12 protein-coding genes and 1 riboswitch are annotated in these 12883 nt (G+C 60.7%); of the genes, 10 read left to right on the forward strand and 2 right to left on the reverse strand.

Translation table 11 applies throughout. From position 1 onward, the window contains the following. Nucleotides 1-387: 387 nt before the first annotated feature. From ACQ5BM_RS18095 to ACQ5BM_RS18115, 5 genes are all read left to right on the forward strand, one after another. A complete protein-coding gene (locus tag ACQ5BM_RS18095) occupies nucleotides 388-1476 on the forward strand; it encodes an ABC transporter ATP-binding protein (RefSeq protein ID WP_429813964.1) in 1089 nt (362 codons plus the stop codon). A 31-nt stretch (nucleotides 1477-1507) separates the two neighbouring features. After that, nucleotides 1508-2806 (forward strand): ABC transporter substrate-binding protein, encoded by a 1299-nt coding sequence (locus ACQ5BM_RS18100; protein ID WP_429813966.1) that lies wholly within the window; start codon nucleotides 1508-1510, stop codon nucleotides 2804-2806. 202 nt (nucleotides 2807-3008) lie between these two features. Beyond that, the gene (locus ACQ5BM_RS18105) at nucleotides 3009-3923 is read left to right on the forward strand and encodes an ABC transporter permease (protein WP_429813969.1); all 915 of its coding nucleotides are present in this window, start codon (nucleotides 3009-3011) and stop codon (nucleotides 3921-3923) included. Nucleotide 3924: 1 nt separating this feature from the next. Next, the gene (locus ACQ5BM_RS18110; protein WP_429813972.1) at nucleotides 3925-4746 is read left to right on the forward strand and encodes an ABC transporter permease; all 822 of its coding nucleotides are present in this window, start codon (nucleotides 3925-3927) and stop codon (nucleotides 4744-4746) included. A 5-nt stretch (nucleotides 4747-4751) separates the two neighbouring features. Next, on the forward strand, nucleotides 4752-5489 hold the full coding sequence (locus ACQ5BM_RS18115) for an aspartate/glutamate racemase family protein (RefSeq protein ID WP_429813975.1): 738 nt from the start codon (nucleotides 4752-4754) through the stop codon (nucleotides 5487-5489). Here ACQ5BM_RS18115 and ACQ5BM_RS18120 read toward each other — a convergent pair. Continuing rightward, nucleotides 5447-6391, reverse strand: a complete 945-nt coding sequence (locus ACQ5BM_RS18120; RefSeq protein ID WP_429813978.1) for a LysR substrate-binding domain-containing protein — start codon at nucleotides 6389-6391, stop codon at nucleotides 5447-5449. The genes ACQ5BM_RS18115 and ACQ5BM_RS18120 overlap by 43 nt on opposite strands. Nucleotides 6392-6520: 129 nt before the next feature. Between ACQ5BM_RS18120 and ACQ5BM_RS18125 the strand changes: the two genes are divergently transcribed. The 5 genes from ACQ5BM_RS18125 (at nucleotide 6521) to nrdF (ending at nucleotide 11444) form a co-directional block, all read left to right on the forward strand. Then, nucleotides 6521-6832 (forward strand): hypothetical protein, encoded by a 312-nt coding sequence (locus tag ACQ5BM_RS18125; RefSeq protein WP_429813981.1) that lies wholly within the window; start codon nucleotides 6521-6523, stop codon nucleotides 6830-6832. A gap of 278 nt (nucleotides 6833-7110) precedes the next feature. After that, a riboswitch (cobalamin riboswitch) is annotated at nucleotides 7111-7335 on the forward strand. Nucleotides 7336-7625: 290 nt separating this feature from the next. Next, nucleotides 7626-7847, forward strand: coding sequence for a glutaredoxin-like protein NrdH (gene nrdH, locus ACQ5BM_RS18130; protein WP_429813984.1), 222 nt, complete (start codon nucleotides 7626-7628; stop codon nucleotides 7845-7847). A gap of 12 nt (nucleotides 7848-7859) precedes the next feature. After that, nucleotides 7860-8276 (forward strand): class Ib ribonucleoside-diphosphate reductase assembly flavoprotein NrdI, encoded by a 417-nt coding sequence (nrdI, locus tag ACQ5BM_RS18135; protein ID WP_429813987.1) that lies wholly within the window; start codon nucleotides 7860-7862, stop codon nucleotides 8274-8276. Continuing rightward, the gene (nrdE, locus tag ACQ5BM_RS18140; RefSeq protein ID WP_429813990.1) at nucleotides 8246-10399 is read left to right on the forward strand and encodes a class 1b ribonucleoside-diphosphate reductase subunit alpha; all 2154 of its coding nucleotides are present in this window, start codon (nucleotides 8246-8248) and stop codon (nucleotides 10397-10399) included. The genes nrdI and nrdE overlap by 31 nt, the downstream gene beginning before the upstream one ends. A 70-nt stretch (nucleotides 10400-10469) precedes the next feature. Beyond that, nucleotides 10470-11444, forward strand: a complete 975-nt coding sequence (gene nrdF, locus ACQ5BM_RS18145; RefSeq protein WP_429813993.1) for a class 1b ribonucleoside-diphosphate reductase subunit beta — start codon at nucleotides 10470-10472, stop codon at nucleotides 11442-11444. A gap of 88 nt (nucleotides 11445-11532) precedes the next feature. Here the strand turns inward: nrdF and ACQ5BM_RS18150 are convergent, their stop codons facing one another. Continuing rightward, a complete protein-coding gene (locus tag ACQ5BM_RS18150) occupies nucleotides 11533-12729 on the reverse strand; it encodes a multidrug effflux MFS transporter (RefSeq protein ID WP_429813996.1) in 1197 nt (398 codons plus the stop codon). Nucleotides 12730-12883 lie beyond the last annotated feature (154 nt).

The following is a 12883-nucleotide window of genomic DNA, read 5'->3' on the forward strand; positions in this document are numbered from 1 at the left end:
GCGTCGGAGAGCTTTGATCTCCCCCTCCGGCTGCGGTTGGCCGCAGTCTTTAGGGAGCTGCCATGTCAGTTTGGTAACAGTCGTCCTCAGTTGATTTTCAGTTTTTCCATGAAAGCTTCACGTTTCGGAAAAACAGGCGGTCGCGAAATCCGCCGAAGCCCTTCCCCGCAGGCTTTGCGGCGCCCGTGCCCAAAAATTCATACTATTGTATACAATAATTTGCGCATATTGGCGACGAAAAGCTCAATTCATGAGCAGTCGCTTCAAAACAGGGATTTTCACCGGCGATGACGGGAAAGGGCAATACCCCATGAAAACACAGCCTTAGACGCGCCGATCGAAACTGGCACGATTGATGCTTCTCCTCTGTTGCAAGGAGAAAGCGTCATGTCGAAAGCCGCAGAGATCGATATCGTGTCCGTTTCCAAGATTTACGGCTCGACGACAGCCGTACATTCGATCAGCCTGAAAATCCCCGCCGGCAGCTATTGTTGCTTTCTTGGCCCATCGGGCTGCGGCAAGACCTCGACGCTGCGCATGATCGCGGGGCATGAGAGTATCTCGTCGGGCGACCTCAGGCTCGGCAATGTCGTCGTCACCGATTTTCCGCCGGCCAAGCGCAATACGGCGATGATGTTCCAGTCCTACGCGCTGTTCCCCCATCTCGACCTCGTCGACAATGTTGCCTTCAGCCTCAAGATGAAGGGGGTCGACCGCGACGCCCGTCGCGCCAAGGCGCTCGACATGTTGAAGCTGATGCAGATGGAGGCCTATGGTTCCAGGCGTCCGGCCCAGCTTTCCGGTGGCCAGCAGCAGCGCGTGGCGCTTGCCCGTGCACTCATCACCGAGCCGGAGGCGCTGCTTCTCGACGAGCCGCTGTCGGCGCTCGACCCGTTCCTGAAAATCCGCATGCGGGCAGAGCTGAAAAAACTGCAGAAGACGCTTGGCATCACCTTCGTGCACGTCACCCACAGCCAGGAAGAGGCGATGGCGCTCGCCGATCTGATCGTGGTGATGAACAATGGCCGGATCGAGCAGGCAGCGGCACCGCGCATGGTGTTCGAGCGGCCGGCAACCGCCTTCGTTGCACGCTTCATGGGCGACCACAACGTGCTCTCGGGAAAGGTCCGGGCGATCACCGACAGCATCGTCGAAATGGAGACGGCGGAGGGTCTGGTCTTTGCGGTGCGCGACATCGCCCAGGAGGTCGGCCGGCCGATCGACATTGGCATCCGCACCGATCGCGTGCGGCTCGATCCGCCGAGTGAGAAGGGCCTAGGCTTCCAGGCCGTGGTCTCCAACATCGAATATCGCGGCGCGTCGGTGAAGCTGACTGCCATCGGCGCCGGCAGCGACGACTTCACGCTGATCGTCAGCGACAGCGACTATTTCAGGAAACCCGTGTCGGTCGGCGACGCGGTATCCCTGAGCTGGACCCTGGAGGACGTCGTCCCCCTCGGCCGCCTTTCCGCATGAGCTACCAACCATCACAAAAGGGGAACTGCGCATGACGACTGAAAACAAGACCGAAAAGCCTGGTGCCAGCCTGACACGCCGGTCACTGCTAAAGACCGGCGCTGCCGCCGTCGGCGCGATCGCCGGGTCGGGCGCCATCACCGGCTTCCCGACGATCTGGGCCCAGAACCCGATCACGCTGCGCCAGTTCGGCACCGGCGTTTCCAACATCAACGCCATTGCCGAGAAGTGCAAGCAAGACCTCGGCATCACGCTGGAGATGACGGCGACGGATTCCGACGCCGCTGCCCAGCGGGCGGTGACCCAGCCAGACTCCTACGACATCGCCGACATCGAATACTGGATCGCCAAGAAGGTCTTCCCGGCAGGCGTAATGCAGCCGATGGACGTCAAGAAGATCAAGTACTTCGACAAGATCGTGCCACTGTTCATCGACGGCAAGCTGAAGCCCGAAAGCGTGGTCGCGCAAGGCACGGCGCCGCATACCGTCGGCTTCGTCGAGGCGCAGGATTCCAAGACCTTTGCCAAGTCGCCAACCGACTGGATGACGCTGATCCCGACGATCTACAATGCCGACACGCTCGGCATTCGCCCTGATCTCGTCGGCCGCGAGATCTCGACCTGGGCCGACATCATGGACCCCGCCTTCAAGGGCAAGACGGCGATCCTGAACATCCCCTCTATCGGCATCATGGATGCAGCGATGATCATGGAGGCCATGGGCAACATCAAATATGCCGACAAGGGCAACATGACCACGGACGAGATCGACAAGACGATCGACTTCCTGATCAAGGCCAAGCAGGACGGCCAGTTCCGCGCTTTCTGGAAATCCTTCGACGAAAGCGTCAACCTGATGGCTTCGGGCGAAGTCGTCATCCAGTCCATGTGGTCGCCGGCGGTCGCCGCCGTCCGTTCCAAGGGTATCGCCTGCAAGTACCAGCCGCTCAAGGAAGGCTACCGCGCCTGGGGCGGCGGCCTCGGCCTTGCCGCCCATCTTCAGGGCGCCCAGCTCGACGCGGCCTATGAATACATCAACTGGTACCTGTCCGGCTGGGTTGGCGCCTATCTCAACCGCCAGGGCTACTATTCCGCCGCCATGGAAACCGCCAAAGGCTTCATGTCCGAGGACGAGTGGGGCTTCTGGGTGGAAGGCAAGCCCGCCAAGGGCGACATCCTGTCGCCGGAAGGCAAGGTGATGGAGAAGGCCGGTGCCGTGCGCGATGGCGGCTCGTTCGAGGAACGCATGGGCAAGGTCGCCTGCTGGAACTCGGTGATGGACGAGGATCGCTACATGATCAAGCGCTGGAATGAGTTCATCGCTGCGTAATGGGCTTCCGTCGGGGCTGGAACGACCGTTCCGGCTAAGGTTTTGCCCCTCACCCTAGCCCTCTCCCCCACATGCGGGGAGAGGGGACATGCCACATGGGGTAAGCGCAAAACGGCATCCATTCTCCCCGCGCGCGGGGAGAATGTGGCGGCAAGCGGATGAGGGATAGCCCCCATCCGAGGAAATCCAGAGGGGAACGAAGATGGCAACACTTGCGACTTCGCAGTCAGGGGAAATCAGTGCGGACAAGCCAATCCGCCGCTGGGTCGTTCCACGTGCGCTGGCCTCTCACCTTCAGGCCACGCCCCTCCTCTTGATCCTCGGCTTCTTCTTCGTACTGCCGATTCTCACCATCGTCGTCGTCAGCTTCTGGGATTATGACTTCGCGGGACTTTATCCGGATTTCCTGACGATGAACTACGCCGATACGCTCGGCTCCTGGGTCACATGGAAGATCTATCTCAACACCCTGAAGTTCACCGTCCTCGTCTGGGCGCTGACACTCTCAATCGGCTTCTGGGTTGCCTATTTCCTCGCCTTCCATGTCCGCACCACCACCATGCAAATGGTGCTGTTCCTCGTCTGCACCGTACCGTTCCTGACCTCCAACATCATCCGCATGATCTCCTGGATCCCGGTGCTCGGCCGCAATGGCCTCGTCAATTCGACGCTGATCGAACTCGGGCTGATCCCGCAGCCGATCGAATGGCTGCTCTATTCCGATTTCGCCGTCCTCCTGGCCATGGTTCATCTCAACACGCTGTTCATGGTAACGCCGATCTTCAACACGCTGGTGCGCATCGACCGCTCGCTGATCGAGGCGGCACGCGATTGCGGCGCTACCGGCGGACAGATCCTCTGGAACGTCATCCTACCGCTCGCCAAGCCGGGCATCGCGATCGGCTCGATCTTCGTCGTCACGCTCGTCATGGCGGATTTCTCGACCGTGCAGGTCATGTCCGGCGGCCAGAGCGCGTCCGTGGCGCTGATGATGAAGAACCAGATGTCGCTGCTGCAATATCCGGCAGCCGCCGCCAATGCGGTGGTGCTGTTGATCGTGGTGCTATCGATGGTCGCCGCGATCCTGCGCGTCGTCGACATTCGTAAGGAGCTTTGACATGAGCAACGAAAGACGCGGCAAGGAATTCTACCTGCTTGCAACCTTCTTTACCCTGTTCGTGTTGTTCCTCTACGGACCGCTTTCGGCAGTGCTGATCCTGTCATTCCAGGGACCGGACGGCGGTCTGACCTTTCCGTTGAACGGCGTTTCATTGCACTGGTTCTACAATCTCTTCGAAAAACAGGCGGTCGGCGATTTCGGCGCCTCGTTCCGCCGTTCCTTCACGCTCGGCCTGATGGTGATGGCGGTCAACGTCGTGGTCGCGCTGCTCGCCGGCCTTGCCTTCCGCCGGCGCTTCCGCGGCGCCAGCGTGCTCTTTTATCTGACCGTCGCAAGCCTCGTCGTGCCGTCGATCATCATCTCGCTCGGTATCGGTGTCGTCTTCCAGCAGTTCGGCCTGAAGCCCGCCTGGTATTCCTCCGGCTTCGGCGCCCACCTCACCTGGACCCTGCCTTTCGGCGTGGTCATCATGTTTGCCGTCTTCAACCGGTTCTCACCGTCTTATGAGGAGGCGGCGCGCGATCTTGGAGCGACCTCGTGGCAGACCTTTCGCCACGTGCTCCTGCCGATGATCGCCCCGAGCCTCATCGGTGTCGGTCTCTTCGGCTTTACACTTTCCTATGACGAGTTCGCTCGCACGCTGATGACCTCCGGCAGCTACAACACCCTGCCGCTCGAGATCTATGGCATGACCACAAATGTGACGACGCCGGTGCTCTATGCACTCGGCACGGTCACCACGCTTTTCTCCTTCACCATCATCCTCGTTGCGCTTGCGGTCATTGTGGTCTTGCGGCGCCGCCAGGCAGAGCTGAGCTAGGCCAGATGCGCATCCTGATCGTCAATCCCAATACCACCTCGTCGATGACGGCCAAGGCCGCCGCGGCGGCGCGGGCCGTCGCCGGCCCCGCCACGGAAATTCTCGCCCGCACATCGAAGTCCGGACCGGCCTCGATCGAGGGGCATTATGACGGCGCGGTCGCACTTCCGGGCCTGCTTACAGAAATTCGCGACGGGGAAAGGGCCGGCGCCGATGCTGCGGTCATTGCCTGCTTCGACGACACAGGCCTTGAAGCCGCCCGCGCGCTTGCCCGCATTCCAGTGGTCGGGCTCTGCGAGTCCGCCGTGGCGACCGCTGCCATGTTGGCGCAACGCTTCACCGTGGTCACGACGCTCGAACGTTCCCGCGTCCTGATCGAGAATCTCGTCCGGCACTACGGCATGGGCAGCAGGGCCAAGGTGCGCGCCGCCGATATTCCGGTGCTCGAACTGGAAGACAAGGCGTCTAACGCCCTTGCCAAGCTGCGACGCGAGATCGAACTGGCACTTACTCAGGACGGCGCCGAGGCGATCGTGCTCGGCTGCGCCGGCATGGCAGACCTTGCCCGGGACCTGCAAGCCGATTACGGCGTTCCGGTAATCGATGGAGTCTCCGCCGCCGTCAAGCAGGCGGAGGCGTTGGTGTCGCAAGGACTTATGACCAGCAAGCGCGGTTCGTATGCATCACCGCTCAGCAAGACCTATTCAGGCTTCATGAGCGCACTTGCGCCGACCACGGCCTGAGGAGATACCGACCTCGCATCATCCATCGCAATCGCGAGCAGCGCGTTCGACGCGTCCGCCTCGGCAATGATCCAGTCGCGAAAGGCCTGGATCTTCTTCTGCCGCCGGCTGCCTTGCGGATAGACCAGCCAATAGGCGCGACCGTCCCTGACCACATGTTCGAACGGCCGAATGAGCCTGCCGCTCTTCAGTTCTTCCATCAGGAAGGTCGATACGGCAATGGCGATGCCATGTTCCGCCAGGGTGGTCGCGACATCCATCGCCTGGACGTCGAAGATCAGCTCCGTGCCGTTGCTTTCCGGCGGCTCTACGCCGGTCTCGATCATCCACCGCCGCCACCAGCTGGCGTTGCCGAATCGGCGCACCCGCAGAACATCCGACGGATGCTTCAGCTGGTGCTTTTCCAGGAATGACGGGGTGCAGACCGGCATGTAATCGATCGGGAACAGCGGGAACACGTCGTTGCCCGGCCAGTCGCCGTTGCCACTGCGCACTGAAAGATCGATGGCGTCGCGCTTGAAGTCGACCAGATCGGTCGACATGTGCACCCTTATGCTGATGTTCGGCTGGGCGGTCTGGAACGAGGCGAGCCTGGGGCCGAGCCAGCTCGAAACGACGGTTGGAAGCACGGAAATGTGCAGGTGATGTTCGGTCTTGTCGGCAATCTCGGAGAAGGCCGCGCCCAGCAGATCGATCGCCTCCGTCACCTTCGGCGCCAACTGCCGCCCGGCGGCCGTCAACCGCACCTCGCGCGCAAGCCGCACGAAGAGCGGCGTGCCGATGCGCTCCTCCAGCAGCCGGATCTGGTAGCTGACGGCAGCCTGAGTCATCCCGAGTTCCTTGGCCGCGCGGGTGAAACTCAGGTGCCTGGCGGCGGCTTCGAAGGCGCGCACCGCACTCATGGGAGGTATCTTGCTCATGGCGCTGAGATAAGCATTCTTTATGCCAGCATGCGAGAAATCGCTTTGCGCGAAGCAGCAAAATTCCTCACTTTTTTGGCGAACACAACAGCGAAAACAAAGAGGATAGCAATGCTTAGCGCAGTGCGATCAACGATCCTTCATGTCCTGAAGCAGGCCGGGAGCGCCCTCAACTCGACCATCGCCATCGATACGTTCAGCGAATTCCAGCTCCGGGATATCGGCCTGACGCGGGATCACGAGACCATCCGCGCGCGCGTCGGCGACGTTGCCGATCCATGGCACTGGTCGAAGGAAGACACGTCATTCGCGCCGAAACCCTCACCAAAGAGGGACCGCACCAACACGCTGCCAGCCGTGACGATCTCGCCGCGCGCGCAGCCCGGCGAAAACAGGGACGTCAGCATCTCGCTTTGCGACTGATGGATTGCCGAGACAGAACCTGTCCGGATCTTCTGGTGCAGCATCCCGCGATCGAGCGGACCACACCGCAGAGACCTTCGGCCAGAAACCTCGCAATCGCCGCGGCGGCGCCACGACGCACATTGGCGGAGCGCGCCAGATTGAAGCCAACAAGCCTCCCCCAGTAGGTTCCGCTGCAGTCTGCCGTTTACTTCCCGTTATCCATACCGAGAAAGAAACGACCCTCCGCACCGGGTCTTTGACATCGCGCACCTATTGACGCAAATTTGCGATCAGATACTATATCTAGTGTTCGAGGTTCTTCCGATTCGCAAGGATTGGGAGCTAAGACGGGAATACGGTGCGCCGGCGGCTTTCCGCCCGGCTATGCCGTAGCTGCCCCCGCAACTGTAGACGGCGAGCAACTGTCCGGAATTGGACCACTGAGGCATGAGGCCTCGGGAAGGTCGGGATGGAAGCGTCGACCCGTGAGCCAGGAGACCTGCCTCGAGCAACAAACGTCCACGGGCGGGGTGTCCGGAGGGGTTGAGTACGGCAGGATGAGCCTGCCTGATCGTCTCGACGTCTCCCCGGCAGCCTGTCGAAAGCTTCGGGGTGAAGTCATGTCTGCGTCATCGAAATCCTATCACTCGCCAGTCAAGAGGCGCGGTTTCCCGCGCAGCTGAAGAAGAGGCGTGCCCGGGCTCCATATCCGAGCAAGCCACAGCCATGACAGCCCTGCATTTCGCCGGATCGCGGTCGCGTGTCCACGCGCCTTCTCTTGCCCCTATCCAGCCGACCAAACGAGGAAGAAATGAACGTCACCGTCTACAGCAAGCCCGCCTGTGTCCAATGCACCGCGACCTATCGGGCGCTCGATCGCCAGGGCGTCAGCTACGAGGTCATCGATATCTCCGTTGACCAGGACGCGCTCGAGACGGTCAAGGGCCTCGGCTACATGCAGCTCCCCGTCGTCGTCGCCGGCCCCGAACACTGGGCGGGTTTCCGCCCCGACAAGATCAGCACGCTTGCTTAGAGGAGACAGGCGGTGGGGCTTATCGTCTATTTTTCCAGCCGCTCGGAAAACACCCGTCGCTTCGTCGAAAAACTCGGCCTTCGCGCGAAGCGCATACCACTCGCGGAAGGTAAGGATACACTTACCGTCACCGAACCCTATGTGCTGGTCGTGCCCACCTATTGCGGCGACGACGGCCGGGGTGCCGTGCCGAAACAGGTAATCCGCTTCTTGAACGACGCGGGCAACCGCTCTCACATCCGCGGCGTAATTGCCGCGGGCAACAGCAATTTCGGCGCGACCTACGGGGTCGCCGGCGACGTCATCTCGGCCAAGTGCTGCGTGCCTTATCTTTATCGTTTCGAGCTAATCGGAACGGACGAAGACGTCGCTAATGTCAAAAACGGGATGGAACGATTTTGGACGTCACAACACGCGAACACCCCCTGAAGGCGACGGAAGCGGCGCTGGACTATCACGCACTGAACGCGATGCTTAACCTCTATGACCAAGAGGGCCGGATCCAGCTCGACAAGGACCGGCTGGCGGCGAAACAGTACTTCCTCCAGCACGTCAACCAGAACACGGTCTTCTTCCATAACCTCAGGGAAAAGCTCGATTATCTGGTGACCGAGGGCTATTACGAACAGGAGGTGCTGGACCAGTACTCCTTCAACTTCGTGCGCGACCTCTATGACCACGCCTACGCCAAGAAGTTCCGTTTTCCGACCTTCCTCGGCGCGTTCAAATATTACACCTCCTATACGCTGAAAACCTTCGACGGAAAGCGCTACCTGGAGCGCTACGAGGATCGCGTCTGCATGGTGGCGATGACGCTGGCGCGCGGCAACGAGCAGCTTGCCCGCGATCTCGTCGACGAGATCATTTCCGGCCGTTTCCAGCCAGCGACACCGACTTTCCTCAATGCCGGCAAGAAGAGCCGCGGCGAGCTCGTCTCCTGCTTCCTGCTGCGGATCGAGGACAACATGGAGAGTATCGGGCGCGCGATCAATTCGGCGCTGCAGCTTTCCAAGCGCGGCGGCGGCGTGGCGCTGTCGCTCACCAATATCAGAGAGATGGGCGCACCGATCAAGCAGATCGAGAACCAGTCGTCCGGCATCATCCCGATCATGAAGCTGCTCGAAGACTCCTTCTCCTACGCCAATCAGCTTGGCGCCCGCCAAGGCGCAGGCGCCGTCTATCTGCATGCCCACCACCCCGACATCATGCGTTTCCTCGATACCAAACGCGAGAATGCCGACGAGAAGATCCGCATCAAGACGCTATCCCTCGGCGTCGTGATCCCGGACATCACCTTTGAGCTCGCTCGCAACAACGAGGACATGTATCTGTTCTCGCCCTATGATGTTGAGCGCGTCTACGGCATGCCGCTGACCGAGATTTCGGTAACGGAGAAGTATCGCGAGATGGTCGAGGATGCGCGCATCCGCAAGAAGAAGGTCAAGGCGCGCGAGTTCTTCCAGGTCATCGCCGAGATCCAGTTCGAAAGTGGTTATCCCTACATCATGTTCGAGGACACGGTGAACCGGGCAAACCCGATCGCCGGCCGCATCACCATGAGTAATCTCTGCTCGGAAATCCTGCAGGTGAGCGAGGCCAGCGAATTCAACGAGGACCTCTCCTACGCCCGCATGGGCAAGGACATTTCCTGCAACCTCGGCTCACTGAACATTGCCGCGGCGATGGACTCACCAAACTTCGGCCACACGATCGAAACCTCGATCCGCGCCTTGACCGCCGTCTCCGAAATGAGCCACATCTCCTCGGTGCCCTCGATTGAGAAGGGCAACGACGACAGCCACGCGATCGGCCTCGGCCAGATGAACCTGCACGGCTATCTCGCCCGCGAGCACATCTTCTACGGCTCCGAGGAAGGCATCGATTTCACCAATATCTATTTCTACACGGTGACCTATCACGCCATCAAAGCCTCGAACCGGTTGGCGGTCGAGAAAGGCCAGAGCTTCAAAGGGTTCGAGAACTCGAAATATGCGTCGGGCGAATATTTCGACAAATACACCGAGGCTGAATGGCTGCCGGCGACAGAAAAGGTGAAAGGCCTCTTCGACGGAGCCGGCATCCCGATCCCGACGCGGGAAGATTGGTTCGAGCTGAAACGGGCGGTGATGGAGAGCGGTCTCTACAACCAGAACCTTCAGGCCGTGCCGCCAACCGGCTCGATCTCCTACATCAACCATTCGACCTCCTCGATCCACCCGATCGTCTCGAAGATCGAGATCCGCAAGGAAGGCAAGATCGGCCGCGTCTATTATCCGGCTGCCTTCATGACCAACGACAACCTGGAATACTACCAGGACGCCTACGAGATCGGGCCCGAGAAGATCATTGAAACCTATGCAGCGGCGACCCAGCACGTCGACCAGGGCCTGTCGCTGACCCTCTTCTTCCGTGACACAGCAACGACGCGCGACATCAACCGCGCCCAGATCCACGCGTGGAAGAAGGGCATCAAGACCATCTACTACGTCCGCCTTCGGCAGATGGCGCTCGAAGGCACACAGGTCCAGGGCTGCGTCTCCTGCACGCTGTAGACCGCATTTCCGGAAAAGTGCCCTTTACCGCGCGGATGAGGGGCAACAACACACTCCAGAGGACAACGACATGAACATGCACACCAAACCCGCAAGCCGCATCCGCGCGATCAACTGGAACCGCATCGAGGACGACAAGGACCTGGAAGTCTGGACCCGACTCACCGGCAATTTCTGGCTGCCGGAGAAGGTGCCGCTCTCCAATGACATCCCCTCCTGGGCGACGCTGAAGCCGGAGGAGCAGAAACTCACCATCCGCGTCTTCACCGGCCTCACGCTGCTCGATACGATCCAGAACGGCATTGGCGCAGTCCGGTTGATGGAGGATGCCGTCACCCCGCACGAAGAAGCAGTGCTTTCCAACATCTCCTTCATGGAGGCGGTGCACGCCCGCTCCTACTCCTCGATCTTTTCCACGCTCTGCCTTACCCCCGATGTCGACGATGCCTATCGCTGGTCGGAGGAGAACGAGTTTTTGCAGAGGAAGTCGGCGCTGATCATGGCAGAGTACGCCTCGGGCGATCCACTGAAAAAGAAGGCCGCGAGCGTCTTCCTCGAAAGCTTCCTGTTCTATTCCGGCTTCTATCTGCCGATGTACTGGTCGAGCCGGGCCAAGCTTACCAATACCGCCGACATGATCCGGCTGATCATCCGCGACGAAGCCGTGCACGGCTATTACATCGGCTACAAGTTCCAGCGCGGCCTGGAGCGGCTGAGCGACGAACGCCGGCAGGAGATCAAGGACTTCGCCTTCGGCCTGCTTCTTGAACTCTACGACAACGAGGCGAAGTACACCGAGGCGCTTTATGACGGCGTCGGCCTTACCGAGGATGTGAAGAAGTTCCTGCACTACAACGCCAACAAGGCGCTGATGAACCTCGGCTACGAGGCATTGTTCCCGGCCGAGGCCTGCAAGGTGAACCCCGCCATTCTCTCGGCGCTGTCGCCGAATGCCGACGAGAACCACGACTTCTTCTCAGGCTCCGGCTCCTCCTATGTCATCGGCAAGGCGGTGGCGACCGAAGACGAGGACTGGGATTTCTGAGCGCGCGTCCAGGGACACCGGCTGACACACGAAGAGCCACCCGAGGACATGCTGTCTTCGGGTGGCTCTGCATATCAACGAAGTGCGGTTATTCCGCCGCAACCACGCGGCTGCGGCCGATCGTTGCCTGCGTCAGCAGGAAGGCGGCGAGCGCGCAGGCGGCGATGGCGCCGGCCATCGGCAGCGCAGTTCCATCGAAGAAGAGGCTGGCAATGACCATCGCTAGGGCGGCGGTGACGAAGTGCAGCGTGCCCATCAGCGCCGAGGCCGTTCCGGCGATCTCGCCGTGGTCTTCCAGCGCCAGCACCGCCGAGGTCGGGATCACCAGGCCGAGCACGCCATAGCCGACGAACAGGAAGGCAGCCATGACAGGCAGTTGGTTGAAGCCGAGGCTCATGACGACGAACATCGTGACCATGGTGAGCGCAAAGGCGCCGACGGCAAGGCGCATCACCCGCACCAGGCCGAAGCGCTCGCCGAGCCAGCCGGTCGCCTGTGACACCGCGAAGAACGATACAGCGTTCATCGAGAAGGCGATGCTGTATTGCGTTGGCGTCAACCCGTAGTGGTCGATCAGCACGAAGGGCGAGTTGGCGAGATAGACGAGGAAACCGGAGATCCCGAGCCCGCCGATGAAGGTGAGCGTCAGGAAGTTGCGGTCGGAAAGCAGCAGGCGGTAGGCGGCAAGCGCACTTGCCACGCTGCTGTCGGCTCGGTCCTTTTTCGGGCGAGTCTCCTGCAATTGTGTCGACAGGAGGATCAGGCCGATGAAGGCGGCGATCATCACGGCATAGAAGACACCGCGCCAGCCGTAAAACTGGATCACGGCGCTGCCGGCGAGCGGCGCCAGGATCGGCGAAATGCTGAAGACCAGCATCAGCAACGACATCAGCCGCGCGGCTTGCACGCCCGTGTGCATGTCACGGACGACCGCACGCGGAATGACCATGCCGGCGGCGCCGCCGATCCCTTGCAGGAAGCGGAAGACGATCAGCGTTTCGATATCGCTTGCAAGCGCGCAGCCGATGCTGGCGACGGTGAAGAGGCCTATGCCGAGGTAGAGAGGCGCCTTGCGGCCCCAGATATCGGAAAGAGGCCCATAGATGAGCTGCGAGACCGCAAAGGAAATGAAGAACGAGAGCAGGCTGAGCTGCACCACGCCGTTCTCCGCTGCCAGGTCTTTGCCGATCGACGGCAAGGCAGGCAGATACATGTCGATTGCGAAGGGACCGATCGCCGAAATCAAACCGAGAACGATGGCCGTGCGAAGGAAGGACGCTGTCATGGCAATGATCTTTCAGAAATCGTGGCAACGCACCGGCACGAGGCCGGCATCGCTGCCACCTGGATTGAAACTCGAAAGATGACGGTCGTGCCAGGATCGGACGTTTGGGAAACGCATCCTGCGCTGACTACTTAGTCCAATAATTTGGACAGTT

The organism is Ensifer sp. B1-9 (assembly GCF_050474445.1).
Taxonomy (GTDB): Bacteria; Pseudomonadota; Alphaproteobacteria; order Rhizobiales; family Rhizobiaceae; genus Ensifer.